This window comes from Lentimicrobiaceae bacterium, assembly GCA_020636745.1.
In the GTDB taxonomy this organism is placed as follows: Bacteria; Bacteroidota; Bacteroidia; order Bacteroidales; family Lentimicrobiaceae; genus Lentimicrobium.
Window position 1 is genome coordinate 1 of sequence record JACJXH010000007.1, and the last position, 20,578, is coordinate 20,578.

General features: G+C 45.2%; 17 protein-coding genes. 7 read left to right on the forward strand and 10 right to left on the reverse strand.

Annotation, left to right across the window (positions count from 1 at the left end; all coding sequences use genetic code 11):
* Both H6541_11145 and H6541_11150 read left to right on the forward strand, forming a co-directional pair.
* The coding region (locus H6541_11145) for a T9SS type A sorting domain-containing protein (GenBank protein MCB9016342.1) at window positions 1–368 on the forward strand (368 nt) is incomplete at its 5' end.
* A gap of 43 nt (window positions 369–411) precedes the next feature.
* A complete protein-coding gene (locus H6541_11150) occupies window positions 412–657 on the forward strand; it encodes a hypothetical protein (GenBank protein MCB9016343.1) in 246 nt (81 codons plus the stop codon).
* Between the two features lie 133 nt (window positions 658–790).
* Here the strand turns inward: H6541_11150 and H6541_11155 are convergent, their stop codons facing one another.
* The 8 genes from H6541_11155 to H6541_11190 form a co-directional block, all read right to left on the reverse strand.
* Window positions 791–1,513, reverse strand: coding sequence for a response regulator transcription factor (locus tag H6541_11155; protein ID MCB9016344.1), 723 nt, complete (start codon window positions 1,511–1,513; stop codon window positions 791–793).
* Window positions 1,510–2,586: a histidine kinase gene (locus H6541_11160; protein ID MCB9016345.1), complete on the reverse strand. Its 1,077-nt coding sequence runs from the start codon at window positions 2,584–2,586 to the stop codon at window positions 1,510–1,512. The genes H6541_11155 and H6541_11160 overlap by 4 nt, the downstream gene beginning before the upstream one ends.
* Before the next feature lie 62 nt (window positions 2,587–2,648).
* The gene (locus H6541_11165) at window positions 2,649–3,869 is read right to left on the reverse strand and encodes an ABC transporter permease (GenBank protein MCB9016346.1); all 1,221 of its coding nucleotides are present in this window, start codon (window positions 3,867–3,869) and stop codon (window positions 2,649–2,651) included.
* Window positions 3,870–3,958: 89 nt separating this feature from the next.
* Window positions 3,959–4,693 carry an ABC transporter ATP-binding protein gene (locus H6541_11170; protein ID MCB9016347.1) on the reverse strand — a complete coding sequence of 245 codons (735 nt, stop codon included), beginning with the start codon at window positions 4,691–4,693 and terminating at the stop codon, window positions 3,959–3,961.
* A 41-nt stretch (window positions 4,694–4,734) separates the two neighbouring features.
* Window positions 4,735–5,922: an efflux RND transporter periplasmic adaptor subunit gene (locus H6541_11175; GenBank protein MCB9016348.1), complete on the reverse strand. Its 1,188-nt coding sequence runs from the start codon at window positions 5,920–5,922 to the stop codon at window positions 4,735–4,737.
* A gap of 130 nt (window positions 5,923–6,052) precedes the next feature.
* On the reverse strand, window positions 6,053–7,378 hold the full coding sequence (locus H6541_11180; protein ID MCB9016349.1) for a TolC family protein: 1,326 nt from the start codon (window positions 7,376–7,378) through the stop codon (window positions 6,053–6,055).
* A 110-nt stretch (window positions 7,379–7,488) separates the two neighbouring features.
* Window positions 7,489–10,146, reverse strand: a complete 2,658-nt coding sequence (locus tag H6541_11185) for a glycoside hydrolase family 3 C-terminal domain-containing protein (protein MCB9016350.1) — start codon at window positions 10,144–10,146, stop codon at window positions 7,489–7,491.
* A 173-nt stretch (window positions 10,147–10,319) separates the two neighbouring features.
* A complete protein-coding gene (locus H6541_11190; protein ID MCB9016351.1) occupies window positions 10,320–11,576 on the reverse strand; it encodes a phosphoglycerate kinase in 1,257 nt (418 codons plus the stop codon).
* Between the two features lie 218 nt (window positions 11,577–11,794).
* On the opposite strand from H6541_11190, the gene H6541_11195 reads away from it, so the two are divergent.
* From H6541_11195 to H6541_11205, 3 genes are all read left to right on the forward strand, one after another.
* The gene (locus H6541_11195) at window positions 11,795–12,952 is read left to right on the forward strand and encodes an aminotransferase class I/II-fold pyridoxal phosphate-dependent enzyme (protein ID MCB9016352.1); all 1,158 of its coding nucleotides are present in this window, start codon (window positions 11,795–11,797) and stop codon (window positions 12,950–12,952) included.
* A gap of 174 nt (window positions 12,953–13,126) precedes the next feature.
* Window positions 13,127–13,939, forward strand: coding sequence for a nitrilase family protein (locus tag H6541_11200; GenBank protein ID MCB9016353.1), 813 nt, complete (start codon window positions 13,127–13,129; stop codon window positions 13,937–13,939).
* Window positions 13,940–13,974: 35 nt separating this feature from the next.
* A complete protein-coding gene (locus tag H6541_11205) occupies window positions 13,975–15,213 on the forward strand; it encodes a DEAD/DEAH box helicase (GenBank protein MCB9016354.1) in 1,239 nt (412 codons plus the stop codon).
* Between the two features lie 31 nt (window positions 15,214–15,244).
* Here the strand turns inward: H6541_11205 and H6541_11210 are convergent, their stop codons facing one another.
* The gene (locus H6541_11210; protein ID MCB9016355.1) at window positions 15,245–15,937 is read right to left on the reverse strand and encodes a response regulator transcription factor; all 693 of its coding nucleotides are present in this window, start codon (window positions 15,935–15,937) and stop codon (window positions 15,245–15,247) included.
* A 127-nt stretch (window positions 15,938–16,064) separates the two neighbouring features.
* Window positions 16,065–17,630, reverse strand: coding sequence for a HAMP domain-containing histidine kinase (locus tag H6541_11215; protein MCB9016356.1), 1,566 nt, complete (start codon window positions 17,628–17,630; stop codon window positions 16,065–16,067).
* Window positions 17,631–17,937: 307 nt separating this feature from the next.
* Between H6541_11215 and H6541_11220 the strand changes: the two genes are divergently transcribed.
* Window positions 17,938–19,287, forward strand: a complete 1,350-nt coding sequence (locus H6541_11220) for a glucose-6-phosphate isomerase (protein ID MCB9016357.1) — start codon at window positions 17,938–17,940, stop codon at window positions 19,285–19,287.
* 129 nt (window positions 19,288–19,416) lie between these two features.
* On the forward strand, window positions 19,417–20,103 hold the full coding sequence (locus H6541_11225; protein ID MCB9016358.1) for a cytidylate kinase-like family protein: 687 nt from the start codon (window positions 19,417–19,419) through the stop codon (window positions 20,101–20,103).
* The last annotated feature ends 475 nt before the right edge of the window (window positions 20,104–20,578 follow it).

Here is a 20,578-nt window from a genome sequence, read left to right on the forward strand (position 1 = left end):
TAACTGACCAGCTCACAGGAAAGGTACACGATTTGAAAGCCAATCCCGTGTATGCTTTCACCGCTGCCACTGGCGATGACCCCGGTCGTTTCCTGCTCTCGTTTGGCAGTCTGGGCATTGAAGGGCCGCAAGCCGAAGATCAAATTCAGATTTATGCCTGTGCAGGCACCCTTTACCTGAATACCACCAGCCTTGCACCGGCCATGGTGAAGGTTTACAATCTTACCGGACAGCTGGTGATGGAGGCGCAAACAGCCGGCCATACCCTTACAGCGCTTCCTGCGCAGGGGTTGAGCCAGGGCATTTATGTGGTGAATGTAGTTGCAGACGACAGGGTAATGAGCCGCAAAGTGGCCATACGCCCGTAAGTTGAAAAAAGAAATAAGTGAATCGATGAAAATGACAGATAAAATGAAACAGATAGTCCATCATACCAAAGTTACACTGATCATGGCCTTGTTTACAGGCTGGAGTCTGGCCGGCATGGCTCAGGGGCCGCCACCACCTCCGGGCGGAGGCCATGGTCAGGAAACCAATCAGCCGGCCAACGGTGGTGGTGCTCCCATTGGTGGCGGTATCGCTCTTTTGCTGGGGATGGGTGCCGCCTGGGGCGGACGTAAGGCATACCGGGCGAGCCGCTGCAAAGAACAGCAATAGAAAACAGCTCCTGGCGAACTCAGGTTCAGTAAAAAAAAAGGGGTAAAGGACAATGCTGTCCCTTACCCCTTTTTGTTGGGTTTTCAGAAGTTGATTTTAAAAAGCATTGGCCAATGACAATCCGCTGGCCTGATCAGATAAAATTCTTGTCAATATACTCCTGAAAAGTGTCTTTATATTGTTCGCTTACCGGAATATACACTTTGCCAAAAACAATACGGCTTCGTTCGATGATTTCGATGCGCTGCAGATTTACGATATAGGATCGGTGCACCCGCATAAACTGGGAGGCAGGCAGTTTTGATTCTACCTGTTTGAGGGAGGCCAGGGTCAGCACGGGCTTTTCAGTTCCGTGAAGATATACTTTGATATAATCCTTTAAACCTTCAATGTAAAGAATGTCGTTGAGGTTAATGCGCCTGACCTTGTAGTCTGACTTGATAAAAAGAAAGCCGTTGGCTGAATCGACCTCCTGCTGCTCATCAGGTGAATCTGTTTTCAGCCGTTTTCTTGCCCGGTTGGCCGAATCGAGAAATTCCTGGTAAGAGAAAGGTTTTAAAAGATAATCGACGGCATCGAGCCGGAAGCCTTCTACGGCATAGTTTGGGTAGGCTGTTGTAAATACAAAGAGGCTGTCGTTGTGATGGATGCGGGCAAACTCTGTGCCCAGCAGATCGGGCATCTGAATGTCAAGAAAAATAAGGTCAGCAGGGTTTTGTTCCAGAAAATCCATGGCCGTCAGCGGGCTGTCGAAACTACCCAGATGTTCCAGAAATGGTGTTTGGATAATGTATCCTGTGATAAGCTGAAGAGCCAGAGGCTCATCATCAATGGCAATGGTTCTGAGGGTTTTCATGATTGTTTCAGTTGAATGCGAAGGTTCACTTCAAACTTTTCCGGGGTATTGCTGATGCTTAACGCGTGTGTGTCGGGGAATAAAAGGTTAAGCCGTTTGCGTATATTCTCCAGCCCGATGCCGGAATGAATATCGCCTTGTGTTGATTTTTTACTGAAATTGCTGTTGCTGCAGGTGAATGTGAGCGTTTCAGGGGCTGATTTCAGCGTAATCTGAACAAAAGAGTTGTCGCGGTAGCTGATGCCATGTTTGAAAGCATTTTCAATAAAGGAGATAAAAATCATGGGAGGTATCTGAATGTCGCCTTTATGAGGTCTGAAATCCACGCTGATGTTTACCTTTTCGTTCAGCCTCAGTCGCATCAAATCAATATAATGGTTCATAAAGCTGATTTCCTGGTCAAGGGTTGTGTTTGTTTGCTGCTCCGATTCGTAGAGCACATACCGCATCATTTTTGAGAGTTTCAGTACGGCATTTCCGGCCTCAGGGCTTCCCGATTCGGTGAGGGCGTAAATGTTGTTAAGGGTGTTAAAGAAAAAGTGGGGGCTCACCTGGCTTTTGAGCAATCCCAGTTCTGAGGCGAGTTTCTCCTTTTCCAGTTCCCGGTTCTGTTTCTCTTTTTCCGAATAGGCTCTGGTTAACCTCAGCCCAAGCGCAAAAATGGCAATCAGCACCGATATAAATGCAGCATTGAAATACCTTAACGAAGGTGGAGGGGCGTGAAACTGTATGCCTTCGCTGGCCAGTTTCTGTGTTATCAGGTCTATTTTCTGCCGAAGCAAGTCGTCAGGGAAAAGCCACTGACTGAGTAGTTCTGTTGCTCCCAGGAAAAAGAGGATAGATACCGAAACAGCCAGGTAAAATTCTGTTCTCCGGTTGTTCAGATAGAACCGGGGTACCAGGTACAGATAAGTGATGTAAAAAAGTAGCCCGCCGCTTAAAAGCCTGAGATAGTACCGGCCCTCAAAAAAGCCGGGCTGTTCGATATTGCCCGACATCATGAACCAGGGCAGTGCAATAACCATTGCCCAAAAAGCAAGGTGAATAACAAGGATAAGTTTTGTGCCTTTCATAAACCGGATTTATATTCAAATGTACTGTTTTTCCAGTTGATTTTTGTGGAGGTTTCAGTGCGTTACTCAAATCTGAGGGCATCAATGGGGTTGAGGTTGGCTGCTTTGCGGGCCGGATACCATCCAAAGAAAATCCCGATGGCCGTGCACACCAGAAATGACATCACTACAGCAATGGGCATAACAGCAATGGGCCAGCCAGTAATTTGGCCTATAACGGATGAGGCTGTAATTCCCAGCAATATGCCAAAAATACCGCCGATAACGCTCAGAAAAGTGCTTTCAATCAGAAACTGCATCAATATATCCAGCCCGCGGCCGCCAATGCTCATGCGCAGGCCTATTTCACGGGTGCGCTCGGTTACGGAGACATACATAATATTCATAATGCCTATACCGCCAACCAGCAGTGATATAGCTGCAATGGCACCAAGCAGGGTGGTAAGAATGTTGCTGATAGAGCTGAAAGTGCTTACGAGTTCGGCTTGTGTACGGATTTGAAAATCATCTTCCCCGCCATCAGCGATTTTGTGCGACAGCCGCATAGCTGCCGTAATTTCTTCTACAGCCTGTGTGGTGGCATCTTCGTTGATGGCTGAGCAAATAATGGCATTCAGGTGAGTGATGGCCATGATGCGTTTCTGAACGGTGGTATAAGGGCCAATCAACAAGTCATCCTGATCCATGCCAAAGGTGTTTTCGCCTTTTTCTTTTAGCAGGCCAATCACTTTTACCGGTATGTTTTTAAACCTGATGGTTTGCCCAACCGGGTCAATGTCAGTACCAAAAAGGTTGTCGGCTACGGTTTGCCCCATCAGGCATACCTTAGCTGCCGAAGCAACCTCCTGCTCAGTAAACATTCTGCCCGATTTGATTTCAATCTTTTTAATGTCGGGGTAATTTACATCGCCACCGTAAAAAGTGGTGGGCCAGTTGTTGCCGTTGGCTACTACTTGTCCGCTTCCCCTGACTTCGGGCGAAATGTATTGCAACGATGGGCTGTCAAGCTGAATGGCTTTTACATCTTTCAGGTCAAGGGCTTTGGATGCGCTGTTCCCTTGTTGTACGCCGCCAAATGATTGTGTTCCGGGCATCACCATGACCAGGTTTGAGCCCATGCTGCTGATTTGGTCCTGAATACTTTTTTTAGAACCTTCGCCTATGGCCAGCATGGCTATGACCGATGCAACACCAATAATAACCCCCAGCATGGTCAGGAATGCCCTGAACTTATTCCGGAGCAAGGCGTTGAGAGCGATTTTCGATAAATTTGATATGTTCATGGGTTTATTATCAAAGTCTAAATTCAAAGATTTGTGCAGACATTCGTGATAGAATTGCGGGAAATGAAATGTATCATCTCCTTCTGCGGCTAGTCATCTGTTTCAGCGGGCATGGCCATCAGCATTTCCCTGGCAGAGCCACGCTGGCTGACCATTTCACGTTTTACAATATTTCCGTCTCTGAAGTGCACATTGCGCGATGTAAATCCGGCAATTTCGGGTTCATGGGTCACAAAAACAATGGTTTTGCCCTTTTCATTTAACTCCTGAAACAATGCCATAATTTCGTAGGTTGTGCGTGTGTCTAAGTTTCCGGTGGCTTCGTCGGCCAGTATGACTACGGGGTCGTTTACCAGTGAGCGGGCAATGGCCACGCGCTGTTGCTGTCCGCCCGATAGCTGATTGGGCATATGGTGCATCCTGTCGGCCAGCCCTACAGCTTCAAGTGCAGCAGAGGCTCTTTCCCTGCGCTCGCGGGGTTTTACGGTGTTGTTGTAGAATAAGGGCAGTTCCACATTCTCAAGCGCCGATGTTCTGGGTAACAGGTTGTAGGATTGGAAAACAAAACCGAGTTTCAGGTTGCGCAGGCGGGCCAGTTCGTTTTTGTTCAGGCTGCTGATGTCTACATTGTCGAGCAGATAGCTTCCTTCAGTGGGTTTATCGAGGCAGCCCAGAATATTGAGCATGGTTGATTTACCGCTTCCGCTTGTGCCCATAATGGCTACAAACTCGCCTTCACTGATGGTGAGATCAACACCCCGCAAGGCATGTACCGTCACTTCACCAACATGAAAATCCTTTTTTAATGCGTTGACACTGATGATATTTCGTTTCATGATCAATGGATTTAAGTATGGAGCCATGTTTATGGCTGCGGCGGTTTTTGATTCGATTTTCCAGGTCTTTTGGGTATAAAGGGACTTGATGCGGTTTTAGCCTGTTTGTCAGATATTTCTGCTACTTTAACTGCTAGCACAACATCTTCACCTTCGGTTAACCCGGCGCGGATCTCAACAAAGCTGCCATCTGAAACTCCTGTTTCAATTGTACGTGGTTCCATTCGGTTGCCGTCGTAAACCCATACATGGGGGCCTTTTATCGGTTTATGTGGTGGTGTGGAATCTGTGAGCTGAACATTTTCATCCGGATTAAATTTTGTGGCTTTTACCGGAATGATTAAAATGTTGTCGGCTTCTGACATAAATATGGTTACACTGGCTGTCATGCCGGGCATAAGTTTTTTTTCAGGATTAGGGGCGTTGATTACAACCGTGTAAGTCACAACATTTGATGTAATTACAGGCTGTAATCTGATTTCAGTTACGGTGCCTGAAAAAGTTTCGCCAGGGAAGGCATCCACGGTAAATTCAACCCTTTGGTCAAGCTTTATTTGTCCGATATCAGCTTCATCAACATTGGCCTGTACTTCCATGCGGGTAAGGTCGTTGGCAATGGTAAATAGTGTGGGTGTGTTAAAGCTGGCTGCCACTGTTTGCCCTTCGTCAACCGCCCGGTTAAGGATAACCCCGTCGATGGGTGAATAGATGGATGCATAGTTGAGGTTTACCTGGTTTCGCTGCATCGATGCTTTGGCATTGGCAACATTGGCCATGGCGCGCTTGTAATTGTATTCCACCTGGTCGAAATCGGCCTGTGCCATCAGGTTTTTATCATACAGGGCTTTCATGCGCTGGTAATTGTTTTTCTGATATGCCAGGTCGGCTTCTGCATCCATCAGGGTGGCTTTGCTCTGATCGAGGCTGGCACGAAGCATGGTTTCGTCGAGTTGAGCAAGCAGTTGGCCTTTTTTTACAACTGAGTTAAAATCAGCAAACAGTTTTTGTATTACGCCGGAAACCTGCGTGCCCACTTCTACTGTTGTAATGGCTTCAATGGTGCCGGTTGCCGTCACCGTTTTGCTTATACTGCCTATCCGGACTTTTGCAGTGCTGGTGGTATAAGCCTGTTTTTTAGCTCCGCAGCTAAAGAACACTGCTGCTGATAACCCGGCAAGAAGAATGCCAATTCCGATAATTTTTGTAGTCCGTGTCATTTTATGATTGTTGGGTTTGTTTTTTTAAAGAAAGACCTCTGAGGCTATGTTATTACAGTTTGTAGTCCGGTTTCAGTTTTTCAGGTAGTTTATTTTATGGCTTTCAGAGGTCTTGTGGGGTTTACTCAGGTTATAATTCCAATGGTTTGCCCTGGTAAAAATCAAGTACTTTGTAGTTGAATATCAGGTTATAACGAGCCTGTAGCAGTTTGCTTTCAGCATTTATCAGGTTGGTTTTTTCGTAGAGGAAGTCTACCGAGTTGATGACTCCCTGCTGAAAGCGTTCGGTGGTAACCTGAAACGATTCAGCTGTTGCAGTATATTGTTCGTTGCTGGCATCATACTCATTTTCGGCCGATAGTACATTTGCCCATGCTGTTTCAACCGATTTGCGCAACTGGTTGCGGATATTCTGTTCGTTTATTTCGGCAGAAGTCTGATTTATTTTTGCCAGTGACACTTGCGAGCGCACCTGTTTCTGCTGGAAAATGGGCATGGAAAGGGTAAGGCCCAGGGTGGGTGTAAGATTATGGTCAAGTTGCGAGGCAAATTTCAGACTTTCGGCCAGGCTGTTATAGCCTGAGCTAAGCCCTGCATTCAGGCTGAGCTGAGGGAAATAACCGGCTTTGGCTATTTCCATATCATAAGCAGATATTTGCTTTTGCAGGGCCGCACTTTTTATTTGTGGCTTGATTTCAAGCGCTGTTGCGTAAATTTTATCTGCTGATGATACGTTTAATTGTTTGCCCGTTTGCGAAAAGTCGGGTTTTTCAATGGCAAAGGAGTCATTTACCGGGATTTCCATTATTTGCATCAGGTTAAGCCGGCTTAGCTGAAGTTGCTTGACTGCATTGGCAACCAGTAGCTTTTCATTGGCTTCCTGCGCTTTTACCTGGAGATAATCGGCTTTTGAGATGATGCGTAATGCCATCCGTTCACCGGCCAGTGCAAGTTGCTGTTGGGTTGATAATAGCTGATTGTTGCTGTTTTGGAGTTGCTCTTCGGCGTACAATACCTGAAGATAGTAATCCAGCACCTGCAGGCTGATGTTTTCACGCGAGGCCTCTGTGTCAAACGTTGAAGCATTATATTCAAGCTGTGATTGCCTGATGCTGCTGCTGGTGCGAAATCCGTTGAACAGATTCAGATTTGAACTGAGCGAAAGGTTGGTGTTGTTGTAATCGTTGAAATCATATCCGCCCTCTGCATTTTGCTGGTCCGACCAGGAAAAATTCTGCCGGACCGAAGCGTCAAGTGTAGGGAAACGTGATGCCCGCGCTTGTTCCTTGTTTACCTGTTTGATTTCAGAGGTCAGCACAGTTTGCCTTACCTGAAGGTTGTGCTCAAGCGCAGTGTGAATACAATCGCTGAGCGTCCAGACTTCGGACTGTGCAAATGCAGGTCCGCTGAAGAAAATTATAAGCAGGGAAGAGAATAGAATTCGTCTGATTTTCATTGTTATCCGGTTTGATGCAGCAAAACTATGGTGCGCTGAACCGGAATGAAAATCTTTTAGACTAATGGGGCTTATTTACCGACCAAATACAAGAAATACCCATCTTAAAATCAATCGGGATAAATATGGAGCGTTTCACTTAGCCTGATATCTTTTGAAGAGGCTCCAATCATAATTCTGAAATCACCAGGTTCAACTACGGGGTTCAGCTGAACATCCAGCATTTGCAGCATTCGGGGTGTGATTTCAAATTCAATATTTTTCGATTCGCCGGGCAAAAGATGAATTCTTCTGAATCCTTTAAGTTCGGTTACCGGTCGTGAAACAGAAGCCACCAGGTCGCGCAGATACAGTTGCACAACTTCATCGCCTGCAGTAGTTCCGGTGTTTTTAAGGGTAAACTGCACCCTGAATGTATGATGATTTTGTTTGGGGCTAATGATGAGGCTGTCATAGCTGAAACTGGTATAGCTTAGTCCGTAGCCGAAAGGGAAAAGAGGCTGACCGCTCAGGTTTACATAATCATCGCCACGGCCGGTTGGTTTATGAGAATACACCAAAGGTAATTGCCCTTCGTGTTGGGGAAACGTAATGGGCAGCCTGCCGGCAGGATTGTATTTTCCAAACAGCACATCGGCTATGGCAGTGCCTCCGGCTTCACCTGCATACCACACATCTATGATGCCGGGTACTTTGTCAATCCAGTGGTTCATGGTAATGGCACTTCCACCGGTAAGTACTACAACCAGGGGTTTGCCGGTGGCTGCCAGCTGGTCAATCATTGTTTCCTGGTTTCCCGGCAGATCAAGCAGGGCTCTGTCGCGAAACTCACCTTCTTCAATGCCTGCAGCCATAATGATCAGGTCGCTTTTTGATGCCAGTTCAACCGCAGCATTCATTTGTGATGCATAGTTGGCGGGTGTGCCAAAGTCCCATACCAGTTTGAACCAGGCATTTCCCACCGGTTCGGAATATTCAATGCGTATATCGTATTCCTTCCCTTCTGTAAACTGAAATTCTGCCGTTTTCAGGTTTCGTCCGGTGTGTAAGCAGTTGTCAATCAATAGTATGTTGTCAATATATAATCTGTAGCCATCGTTGCCGTCAATGCCAATTTGTATCTTGTCTGTAACAGGTCCTATTATCTTGCCTTCCCATCTTACGGCGTAAAAGTCATAATTTAGCTTCTGCGGATCGGGCGGAAAAAGTGTCCATTGGAAATTAATCTGCGGGTCGGTTCTGGTAAAAACCGGTTCTCCTTTAAAGTTGATATTGTTGTAATAGGCGCCCGTCAGTCCGGGTGTTTTAACATTGTTTTGAGTAAAGCTCAGGTATTCAGCCTGAACAGGAACATAGCTGATAACCTCGCGCGAACAGCCGGGCAGGTAATTTACTTCAGTCTTGGCGTCTACTGCTTCGCGGATGCCCTGTAACATTGAGATTACTTGATTGCCGGGGCCGCTATATCCGCCAAGGCGGGCCTCTGTTGCGTCGGGGCCGATAACGGCTATGGATTTGATATGGGGGCTGAGGGGCAGAATTTGTTGATCGTTTTTCAACAGTACTATTGATTTTCTGGCGGCTTCAAGCGCAATCAGCCGGTTTTCAGGAGTTCCATTCATGCGTTCGGCCTGTTCGGGATTGGCATACGGATGTTCGAAAAGTCCCAGTTCAATTTTGGCTTTTAAAACCCTGCCTGCTGCACTGTCGATGATAGCAGAAGGTATATTTCCCGATTTAAAGGCGCCAATAAATAAAGGGTAATGTTCATAAGCGGTCTGAAAAATAACATCAAGTCCGTTATTGATGGCGTTTTCTGCCGATTGCTGATAGTTTTCAGCAGTATAATGCAATACGTTGGCACCTCCGGTTGCACCTGCATCGGAGATAACAAATCCTTTGAACTTCCACTCTTCTTTTAACAGTTTGTTTAATAGCCAGTTATTGGCGGTGCAGGGGCTTCCGTCCAGTGAATTGTAGGCAGTCATTACCGATCGTGCGCCCGCCCGGTGAAAAGCGGCTTCAAAGGTTTTAAGTTCGGTTTCCCTGAGGGTGCGTTCATTGTCATGAACAGGGTAGCTGTCGCGTCCGCCTGCGCCATAGTTGGAAACAAAATGTTTGGGGGTGGCAATGATGTTTCGTTTTTCAAATTCAGAAATAAAAGCCACACCCATTTCCGACGACAGAAAAGGGTCTTCACCGTATGTTTCCTCCACGCGACCCCAGCGCACATCTCCGGCAATATTGATTACCGGTGACAGCACCTGTCTGATTCCCCTGCTTTTAGTCTCGAGTGCAATGGCGGCAGCCATGCGGTGCATAAGTGAGGTGTCAAATGTGGCTGCCATAGCAATGGATTGCGGAAATGCAGTGGCTCCCGGCCTGACCAGCCCATGTAATGCTTCGTCAAATGGTAAAATTGGAATGCCAAGTCGGGTATTTTCAACGAAATACTGTTGTGCCTGGTTAATCATGCGGGCCATTTCGCCCGCATTGCCCCCTCCGCCATTCTGAATCATCTGCCCGGCAGCTGTATTTGTGTTTGATACCCCGCCTTCAAAACCAAAGGCGCCATCTTTATAACGGTTTTTGTCTTTGTTCCATTCTTCGGCCAGCATAAAAAGCTGCCAGAACTTTTCTTCCGGGGTCATTCTTTTCAATAAATCGTTGACCCTTAATTCCACCGCAACTGTGGAGTCTTTATATATCTGACAAGTTCCGTTAACAACGATAAGAAACAATGCCAACAAAAGAAATTTGGACTTCATAGCAGATTCATTTATTTGAAAGCCAAACGTACTTGTTTAAATGGTAAATTACAAAACAATGCAGATTTTTCCCTTATGAATGCCTGTTATTTTAATGACAAAGAAAAGCCCCTGTAAAACTCTACAGGGGCTGGTTTATTACAAAAAGCTTTAAAAGATTGCAGATAAATGGCTTATGCTTCGATAGCAGCTACACCAGGTAATACTTTGCCTTCAATAAATTCGAGCATGGCACCACCACCGGTACTCACATAGCTAACCTTGTCGGCCAGTTTAAATTTGTTGACTGCCGCTACTGAATCGCCGCCGCCAACGAGAGAGAATGCGCCTTTTTGAGTAGAGTTGGCAATGGATTTGGCAATCTGGACAGTACCTTCGGCAAAGCTGGGCATTTCAAAAACACCCATCGGGCCATTCCAGAGAATGGTTTGCGAGTTCATCAGTACGCTGTCGAACAGGGCTACTGATTCAGGTCCGATATCAAGGCCCATCCAGCCATCAGGAACATCATTTGATTTTACCAATTTTGTTTCGGCATCGTTGGCAAATGCATTGGCTGCGATGGCATCAACCGGCAGGATAATGTTCACGCCGTGCATTTTGGCACCTTCGAGTGTATTGAGTGCGAGTTCGAGCAAATCGTCTTCTACCAGTGAATTGCCTACTTTTCCGCCCATGGCTTTAATAAAAGTAAACATCATGCCGCCGCCAATAATCAGGTTGTCAACCTTGTCGAGCAAATGTTCGAGAATCTGGATTTTGCCTGAAACTTTAGCACCACCCAGCACGGCTGTAAATGGTTTTTTACCTTCTTTCAGTACTTTGTTCAGGCTTCCAACCTCTGCATTCATCAGATAGCCAAACATTTTGTCGTTGGGGAAATAGGCCGCAACCAGTGCTGTGGAGGCATGTGCGCGGTGAGCTGTGCCAAAAGCGTCGTTTACATAGCAATCGGCATAAGAAGCCAGCTGTTTGGTGAAATCTTTTTGTTTTTCTTTGGTAGCAGCTTTGGCGGCTTTCTTTTCTTCGTCGGTAGCTGTTTCAGGCAGACGTGGTTTTCCCTCTTCTTCTTCGTAATAGCGAAGGTTTTCAAGTAAAAGTACTTCTCCGGGTTTCAGGCCTGCACTTAATGTTTTGGCTGATTCGCCCATGCAGTCATCGGCAAATTTTACATCAAGTTTTAAAACCTGATTCAGATAAGGAATGATATGTTTGAGAGAGAGTTTGTTTTCGAAATTCTTTTTCGGACGGCCAAGGTGCGACATCAGGATAACAGAGCCGCCGCCTGCCAGCACCTTTTGAATGGTTTTGAGCGCTGCATCAATACGTGTGGTGTCTGTAATCTTCAGGGTTTCGTCCAGAGGTACATTAAAATCGACCCTGATCAGTGCGCGTTTGCCTGTAAAGTCGTATGAATCAATCGTTTTCATATTCATTGATTTAGGTTAAAAACGTGTACGAAGATACGGCTTTTACACAAATTCTGAAAGAGTTATTTTTATACCCGTATGGAGATGGGTGTCGGCATGAACTTATGTGAAGGCAGGATTTCGGGTGGTGTTCACATGGCGATTGATTTCATATTTTCATGCGCTTTCGCAGGCATTGGCTTTTTTCTACCTTTGCAGCCCATTAAATTGTTGATTCAATGCATTCTTACACAGGTAACCTGATTTCAAAGCTGCCCATGACCGGCACCAGTATTTTTGCGGTGATGTCGGCGCTGGCCCGCGAGCACAATGCCATCAATCTGTCGCAGGGCTTCCCTGATTTCCCGGTGTCTGATGAGCTGATAAAGCTGGTAAACAGCTATATGAAAAAGGGTTTTAATCAGTATGCCCCCATGACAGGCGTGCAGGAGCTGCGCGAAGAAATTTCGGCTATGTTTAACCAAAAATATAATGCCGATTATCATCCCGAAAGTGAAATAACCATTACAGCTGGCGCCACTCAGGGGTTGTTCAGTATTATTTCTGCTTTTATCAAACCGGGCGACGAAGTGGTGGTTTTTGAACCTGCCTATGATAGTTATGCGCCGGTTATTAAACTGCAGGGTGGGCTGGTTAAATATGCCAGGTTAACAGAACCTGATTACAGCATCGACTGGGATACACTTCCTTCGCTTATTTCGGGCAATACCCGTATGATTATTTTGAATACGCCCCACAATCCTACAGGCAGCGTATTGAAAGCCGGCGATTTGCTGAAACTTGAAAAGCTTACCCAAGACCGTGATATCCTGATTTTGAGTGATGAGGTTTATGAACACCTGATTTATGACGGGCTCCCGCACGAAAGTGTGTGTAAATATCCTGAACTTGCCAGCCGGGCGCTGATTACCGGATCTTTTGGTAAAACATTTCATGCTACCGGATGGAAATGTGGTTTTGTGCTGGCACCGGCTAATCTTACTGCCGAACTGCGCAAAATACATCAATTTGTGGTTTTTGCTGTAAATACACCGGTGCAGTATGCCATTGCTGAGTATCTGAAAAATCCTGCAGCTTACCTTGACCTGGGAAACTTTTATCAGCAAAAACGCGACCTTTTTCTTAAATTTGTAGAGCCTTCGAGGTTTACTGCCAAACCGGCATCAGGCACCTATTTTCAATTGCTCGATTACAGTCGTATCAGTGATGAAAAGGAAGCTGATTTTGCCGTCAGGCTTACCCGTGAATTTGGCATTGCATCTATTCCCGTTTCTTCGTTTTATCACAATTATACTGATAATAAAGTGCTGCGGTTCTGTTTTGCCAAAACTGCTGAAACTATTGAAAAGGCCGCTGAAATACTTTGTCGGATTTGATGAATTTGAAATCCTGCCAGGTTGCGCGTAACCTGAAGCTGCAGTTTTCTGATAGCCACCGCAGGTGATCTTCAGTCTTTCAGAAGCTGTTATAAATTTTCATCTTTGCAACAGGGTCGTTTTGTTTTTGCTGAACCTGTTATAAAATTTCTTCAACCTTAAAAGCCTGTTTGTATGTCAGCTTTATCTACCGTTTTACCCCTGAATGTGAGCATTGTTCAGGCTCCGCTCGAATGGGCGGCAAAGGAGGCAAACCTGTCTTATTTTACCGAAGTGATGCTCCCTTTTTCAGGAAAAACTGACCTGATTGTATTGCCCGAAATGTTTGCCACAGGATTTGTTACCGAACCTGCAGAAGTGGCTGAGCAGATGGATGGCAGAGTCATGAAGTGGATGGCATCTGCTGCGGCAGCGCTTCAATGTGTGATTACCGGAAGTGTATCGATTGAAGAAAATGGCCGCTTTTTTAACCGGTTGGTGTGGATGCGTCCTGACGGCAGTTATGAAGCAGCTGATAAACGGCATTTGTTTAGCATGGGCAATGAACATTTGCGTTTTACTGCCGGTACTGAACCTTTGATAGTTGAACTGAAAGGCTGGAAAATAAAACTGTTGATTTGTTATGATCTCCGGTTCCCGGTTTGGAGCAGGAATCGTTATTCAAACCAGGCCTATGCCTATGATCTTTTAATTTATGTGGCCAATTGGCCGGCCAGCCGCAGCCATGTATGGAAAACCCTGTTGCCGGCACGTGCCATTGAAAACCTGTCGTATTGCATAGGCGTTAACCGGATTGGAGAGGATGGACATGGATTGCCCCATACAGGTAATTCATGCGTGCTTGATTTTAAAGGACGTGAATTGCTGACAGCTCCGCCCGATGAACCGTTTGCTAAGTCAGTGGAACTGAATTACAGTTCGCTGGAAGAGTTCAGAAACAGGTTTGCAGTCGGACCAGACTGGGACCGATTTCAAATAGTAGATTAATTAATGGCCACACAGGCTGAAAAAGTAAAGGTAGCATGAGATTTGAAGATTATAATTTTGCCCCGGTCATCAAAAAAAATCTGGCACTTGCCGGTTTTAACCGACCCACTGATATTCAGTTTAAAACCATTCCGCCAGTGCTGAAGGGTGAAGATGTGCTGGCCATTGCCCAAACCGGCACCGGTAAAACCGCAGCTTTTGCGATACCAGTGCTTCATTTACTGATTTCTGACCGCGAAGCAGAAGCCGGTATTCGTTGTATGGTAATGGCTCCCACACGTGAACTGGCGCTGCAGATTACTGATGTATTCAATTCGTTGGGCAAAGGAAGCCGGGTGAAAACATTGTGTGTGCACGGTGGCGTTGAGCAGGATCCTCAGATTCAGCGTTTGGCTAAAGGGGTGGATATTTTAGTTGCTACCCCGGGCCGCATGTTCGACCTGGTGAGCCAGGGACATATCACTACTGATAAAGTGGAGATTCTGGTGCTGGATGAAGCCGATCATATGCTCGACCTTGGCTTTATTCATGATATCAGACAACTGGTGAAGATATTGCCCAAAAAGAGGCAAACACTTTTCTTTTCGGCTACCATCGACTCTGAAATCAAGAAGCTGGCCTATTCGTTGGTAAAGGACGCTATTCGTATACAGATTTCTCCCAAAGATCCTGTTTCAAAAAATGTAGATCATTCGGTTGGCTTTATTGCCATGGATGACAAGCGCTTTTTTCTTGAACGGCTGATTAATGAACATCCTGAAAGCAGAATTCTGGTGTTTGTCAGAACGAAAGTCAGAGCCGAAAGAGTGAGCGCAGCCCTGGCGCGTGTGGATATTAAAAGCCTGACCATGCATGGCGATAAAGAGCAGAAAGAACGCATTTTGGCGCTCAGGCAATTCAGAGATGGAGCTGTATTGGTTTTGATTGCCACCGATGTGAGTGCCCGTGGTATTGATATTGATGGGGTGGAATACGTGGTAAATTATGATTTGCCCGAACAAGCCGAAAACTATGTGCACCGTGTTGGCCGCACTGGCCGCGGAAAAAAAAGAGGGACTGCTATTGCTTTTTGCAGCCCCGAAGAAAAACCATTGCTTGATGCCATTGAAGAGTATACAGGCAACAAAATCAGTGTACTGGAAATTACCCGCAGCGATTACTCCGCAACGCTTGATTTAACGTCAGAAAGCAAAGCCGACTGGAAATCGCTGGTTGAACAGGCCGAAAAAGAAGAAGAAAAGTATTTGAAAGGCAAAAAGAAAAAAAAGTGGTAGATGCCTCAAAAATGCAAGCCAGTGAGGAGCATCATGACTTTACAACCAGCTTAAAGCCGATGCCATGCACATTGATGAGCTCAACCCGGTTGTCGCCTTTCAGGTATTTTCTAAGCTTGGCAATATAAACATCCATGCTTCGTGCATTAAAGTAGCTGTCGTCCTGCCATATTTTGTTCAGGGCATAGCTGCGGTCAAGCACCTCGTTTTTGTTTTCGCAAAGAAGCCTCAGCAGATCATTTTCTTTTGAAGTCAGGCGTTGTTCAAGGTCGTTGAGTTTGAGTATCTGTAAAGTATAGTCAAAGCTGTATTTGCCAATTTCAAATATTTTACCACCTGAAGCTACATGGCCTGAGCGGCGCAGAATCGCTTCCATGCGCACAATCAGCTCTTCCATGCTGAAGGGTTTGGTCAGGTAGTCATCTGCTCCTGCCTGGAATCCCTTAAGTTTGTCTTCCTCCAGCGATTTGGCTGTGAGAAAAAGAATGGGTATGTTTTTGTCATGTTGCCTTATTTCCCTGGCCAGGGTAAAACCATCCTTCACAGGCATCATCACATCAACAATGCAAAAATCGAATTGTTCCTTGCTAAAAAGGTCAAAGGCTTCCTGCCCGTTAATACAAAGTTTGGTGGCATATCCTTTGGCTTCCAGATATGATTTCAGGATATTTCCAAGATTACGATCGTCTTCGGCCAGTAATACGCGTGTTTTTTCTTTTTCCATAATCCGGTTTTTTCTGAGTGCGCTAATCTGCTTTTTTTATAATTGCTACCTGTCAACTACAGGATGTTTTTGCTTTTTCCCCAGCTTGTCAATCAATATTCATTTATCATTCAAAGCTGAAAAATCATTATATCTGTCCGGCAGGCAACCATATTCTGAAGGTAGAGCCTTTGCCTGATTCGCTTTCAACACTTACCTTTCCTTCGTGTTTTTCGACAATAAATTTTACATAGCTCAGGCCTAATCCAAACCCCTTCACATTATGTACATCGCCGGTTGGAACACGGTATAGTTTTTCAAATATTTTCTTCTGATTGGCCTTGCTGATACCGGTACCGTTATCGGTGATACTTATCAGAATCCCATTTTGCTGATCTTCAGTAACCACTGTAATCAGCGGCTTTTTGGGTGTGTATTTGTTGGCATTGTCAAGCAGGTTGTTGATTACATTGGTGATATGCACTTTATCGGCCAGAATTTCGGGGTGCATTGCTCTGAAATCGGTCGTAATGCTGCCATCGCGTATTTCAACCTGAATGGCTATTTTGCGGATGACATCTGAAATGACTTTGTGCAGGTCGAAATTTTCTTTACGTAAATTCAACTGCCCTTTTTCGAGAATGGCCGTTTGCAGAATTTTTTCAGCCATCACACCAAGGCGTTTGTTTTCTTCGCTGATAATGTCGATATAGGAATGAAACAGCTCTTCGGTTTTACTTACTTCGGGGTCGTTCAATACTTCGCAGGCCAGCGATACAGTAGAAATAGGCGTTTTAAATTCATGCGTCATATTGTTGATGAAGTCGTTCTTCATCTCCGAAAGTTTTTTCTGTCTGATAATGGCAATCATCACAACCACAAAAGCAATGATAATGATAAGCATCAGGGCTCCCGAAATAATGAGCATTCCGCTCATTTGTATGAGCAGATAACGGGTTTGGGCAGGAAACCAGATGAGCAGATAATCGGGCGGACTGTATGAATTGCCCGGGAAAAGCTGAAAAAAGAGCCCTTTTTCCAGAAGTTGTTTCTGGAAGCCGGGATTTTTTTCAATCACCATAATGTTTCGCCCCTCACTGAAAACCCCGAACTCGTATTGGGTTTTTATTCCTTTTTCCGAAAGGGCTTTGCCTAGCAGGCTGTCGAGCTGGCCTCGTCTGATGCGGTGCTCAATATTGGGCGTAAACGGCGAATTAAACATTTCGTCAAATACCTGATTGAGCAGAAATGCTTTTTTGCGATTGAGCTGTCGGGCATAAACGCTCAGGTTGGGATTGTCGGTGGTATTGTCGCCTTCTCCCGGAAAATTCATTCTGGCCGAATCCGATCTCTTTACCAGTTTCCATTGGTTGTCTTCAAAAACTTCATCCCATTGTTGTTGTCGCTGGTAATTAAATGTGTTGCCGGTGTCGGGTTTTATGCCCATTCTTACCGATTCGAGGTTAATCAGGTAATCAAGCGAATCAATGGTGCGCAACAGGTTACTGTATTCCAGGTTCTTTTTTACCTGTTTGTCAAGCTCAGCTTTTTCGAGCCGCGACATTACCAGGCTTACTGCATCAGCGGCACTGCGCTGGAAATCAGCTTCGCGCAATTGCACGGCACTCTTTATCCAGTAGGCCTGAATGCCTGTGAGAATGGTTAGTGCAACACTCACCAGTATAGCTATAAAAATTATTAACCGTCGGTTCATCTCTGCAAAGTTAAGCGACCGCATGCATAATGGTGCCGGTCATTAACAACTTTTAACTTTTGTTAGGGTTCGTTAACAAGCCAGGGAGTGAGGCGATACTATCTTTGCTTCATCAGAACGATATAATCAATGGGTTAACCATTCAATATATTTTGGTGTGTTTTGTGTTTTGTGTGTTACGTGTTTAACAGGTTTTCCTGAAATAAAAGTGCAGCTTTCCCACAGGGCTGCACTTTTTATTTATTGCAGTTTCTGATGTATCTTTGCAGCGCTTTAAAATAACAGTAAAATCTAAATTTAGCATACTATGATTGATCTGAAAATCAGTATCGATAAGCTGAAAGGCTTTGTTGACGATGCATCCGTTAAGGCCTTTGAACAGCAGCTCGTGCTGCATCAGGGTGCTCTTTTGAATAAAACGGGTAAAGGAAACGATTTTTTGGGCTGGATTACCCTGCCCGATGAAATTGATGAAACCATGCTCAGGTCTATTGAGGCTGATGCAGCTGAAATTTCGGCCAAAGCAGAGATTTATGTGGTGATTGGTATCGGGGGTTCCTATCTGGGCGCAAGAGCAGTAATTGAAGCATTGCAGCATAATTTTGCTGGTCTTCAGTCGCCGGCCGAACGTAAATCACCCTTTATTGTTTATGCCGGTAATAATATTTCGGAAGATTATCTGGCTGATTTGATTGATATTCTTGATAAACGTGATTATGCTCTTACCGTGGTGTCCAAATCGGGAACAACAACTGAGCCGGCTATTGCCTTCAGGGTTTTGCGCCGCCATCTGGAGCAGAAATATGGCCATGAAGAAGCCCGCAAACGCATTATTGCAATTACCGACCAATCAAGAGGCGCTCTTAAAAAACTGGCTGATGCCGAAGGCTATAAAACCTATGTTGTGCCCGACGATGTGGGAGGCCGCTATTCGGTACTGACACCGGTAGGACTTTTGCCGATTGCTGTGGCCGGATTCAATATCCGCGAATTTGTAAATGGCGCGAAAGCCATGAAGCAGATTGTAACCACCGCTAAAACCATTGAGGATAATCCGGCTTTTAAATATGCTGCTGCCCGCAATGCTTTGTATGCCTCAGGCAAGCCGGTTGAAATCATGGTCAATTATTTGCCTTCATTGGTTTACATTACCGAATGGTGGAAACAACTTTATGGTGAAAGTGAAGGCAAACAGCATCGTGGTATTTTCCCTGCCGGGGTGAGCTTTACCACTGATTTGCACTCTATGGGCCAGTATGTTCAGGATGGTCTTCGTATTATTTTTGAAACCGTATTGAGTATTGAAAAACCTAAACGCGAATTTGCCGTGCCTGTTGAAGAAGATGATGCCGACGGACTTAATTTTGTGGCCGGTCGCCGCATTCATGAGGTAAACAGGCAGGCCGAACTGGGAACTCTGCTGGCTCATGTTGATGGATTGGTCCCCAATATTGTGCTTAGCCTCCCGGCTTTAAATGAAAATACGATTGGCCAGCTGCTCTATTTCTATGAATTTGCCTGTGCACTTTCGGGGTATCTGCTCGATGTGAACCCGTTTGACCAGCCTGGTGTTGAAGCTTACAAGAAGAATATGTTTGCATTGCTTGGCAAGCCTGGTTTTGAAGAACAAACCGAAGCCCTGCGCAAAAGATTGTAAAAACGTATATCATCCATATTTTAAATCCTGCCCGGTTTGTTTACGGGCAGGATTTTGTTTTTCATCACCTTTTATAATTTTGATTTCTATGCGATTTTTCTTATATTTACCATTGTAAAACAAAATGTCATGGACAATCTTCTATTGAGAATAATGGCTGAAAGTTTTGAAAGAAAAGCCCCTGAGGAAAATGGAACCCAAAGTGACAAGCCCTTTATCACCTTATCCAGGGAGTTTGGCTGTCAGGCCAATTTGCTGGCTACTATGCTAAAAAGTGAGCTTGATCAATCGGGTACAGCCTGGCGGATTATGAACAAGGAGATTATTCTGAGTGCTGCGCAGGAGCTCAAAATGGATCCCGAAAAAATTAGCATGATTGCCGGTTCAACCGACCGTACCCGCATGGATGAAGTGATGCATGCCCTCTCCTCAAAATTTTATAAAAGTGACCGGAAAATAAGGCAAACCATTGCCGATGTGGTGCGCAATACTGCTAAAACAGGTCACACTATTATTGTAGGCCGGGGCGGGGCTGCCGTTACACGTGGTATGCGCTCTGCAGTTCATGTTCACCTCATTGCTCCGGTTGAATGGCGGCTGGAATCGCTTATGGACAGGCATGGCTGGAAAAGGGAAGAAGCCTATAAACAGCTTACCGAAATTGACCATAAACGCTATAAACTGATTCGCGATAATCTGAAAGGAATGATGCCTTCTGAGCATCTTTTTGACCTGACCATTAACTGCAGTCAGGTTACACATCAGGAAATGACGGGCCTGATATTGAAACTGGCTTCACTCAGAGGGCTTGTCTGACTTTGCATTGTTAGCTTTATTCAATCTGTCTGTTGCTATATGACCGCTGCGTGGCCATGAACCCAATGGTATAGTTTATGGCGCATTGTGGTTGTTGATCATATAACTTTTTTTATAAAAACAGGGATTGATTGCCGATAAGGTGCCTGGTTAAAAATAAAAACCTTTCATCCTGAAAGGCTTGTTATGATAGAAATGCGGTATCTTTTCACCTTAAATTCAGGGTGCATCCTGATTAAAATATGACTTCATTTTCATTCTTTTCGCTTTTTTTTGGTTTGACAACTTAGTTTTTTGTAAAATTTGCAAATCAGAAGTAAAAAAGCATTGTAATGGTGTATCATGTTGTAAATGATGAATTTGTGTAATTTATCATTACATATGGATGTATGTGAATAGGCGGAAAGGTCCTGAATTCAGATACAGACACCCGTTTACTGAGAATAAATACATCTTCAAATACAACACAACGAAT

Excerpts from the sequence above, each read along its gene's own strand:
- H6541_11150 (MCB9016343.1), top strand. The coding sequence starts at position 412 with ATGAAACAGATAGTCCATCATACCAAAGTTACACTGATCATGGCCTTG.
- H6541_11155 (MCB9016344.1), bottom strand. The coding sequence starts at position 1,513 with ATGAAAACCCTCAGAACCATTGCCATTGATGATGAGCCTCTGGCTCTT.
- H6541_11160 (MCB9016345.1), bottom strand. The coding sequence starts at position 2,586 with ATGAAAGGCACAAAACTTATCCTTGTTATTCACCTTGCTTTTTGGGCA.
- H6541_11165 (MCB9016346.1), bottom strand. The coding sequence starts at position 3,869 with ATGAACATATCAAATTTATCGAAAATCGCTCTCAACGCCTTGCTCCGG.
- H6541_11175 (MCB9016348.1), bottom strand. The coding sequence starts at position 5,922 with ATGACACGGACTACAAAAATTATCGGAATTGGCATTCTTCTTGCCGGG.
- H6541_11180 (MCB9016349.1), bottom strand. The coding sequence starts at position 7,378 with ATGAAAATCAGACGAATTCTATTCTCTTCCCTGCTTATAATTTTCTTC.
- H6541_11185 (MCB9016350.1), bottom strand. The coding sequence starts at position 10,146 with ATGAAGTCCAAATTTCTTTTGTTGGCATTGTTTCTTATCGTTGTTAAC.
- H6541_11190 (MCB9016351.1), bottom strand. The coding sequence starts at position 11,576 with ATGAAAACGATTGATTCATACGACTTTACAGGCAAACGCGCACTGATC.
- H6541_11195 (MCB9016352.1), top strand. The coding sequence starts at position 11,795 with ATGCATTCTTACACAGGTAACCTGATTTCAAAGCTGCCCATGACCGGC.
- H6541_11200 (MCB9016353.1), top strand. The coding sequence starts at position 13,127 with ATGTCAGCTTTATCTACCGTTTTACCCCTGAATGTGAGCATTGTTCAG.
- H6541_11205 (MCB9016354.1), top strand. The coding sequence starts at position 13,975 with ATGAGATTTGAAGATTATAATTTTGCCCCGGTCATCAAAAAAAATCTG.
- H6541_11210 (MCB9016355.1), bottom strand. The coding sequence starts at position 15,937 with ATGGAAAAAGAAAAAACACGCGTATTACTGGCCGAAGACGATCGTAAT.
- H6541_11215 (MCB9016356.1), bottom strand. The coding sequence starts at position 17,630 with ATGAACCGACGGTTAATAATTTTTATAGCTATACTGGTGAGTGTTGCA.
- H6541_11220 (MCB9016357.1), top strand. The coding sequence starts at position 17,938 with ATGATTGATCTGAAAATCAGTATCGATAAGCTGAAAGGCTTTGTTGAC.
- H6541_11225 (MCB9016358.1), top strand. The coding sequence starts at position 19,417 with ATGGACAATCTTCTATTGAGAATAATGGCTGAAAGTTTTGAAAGAAAA.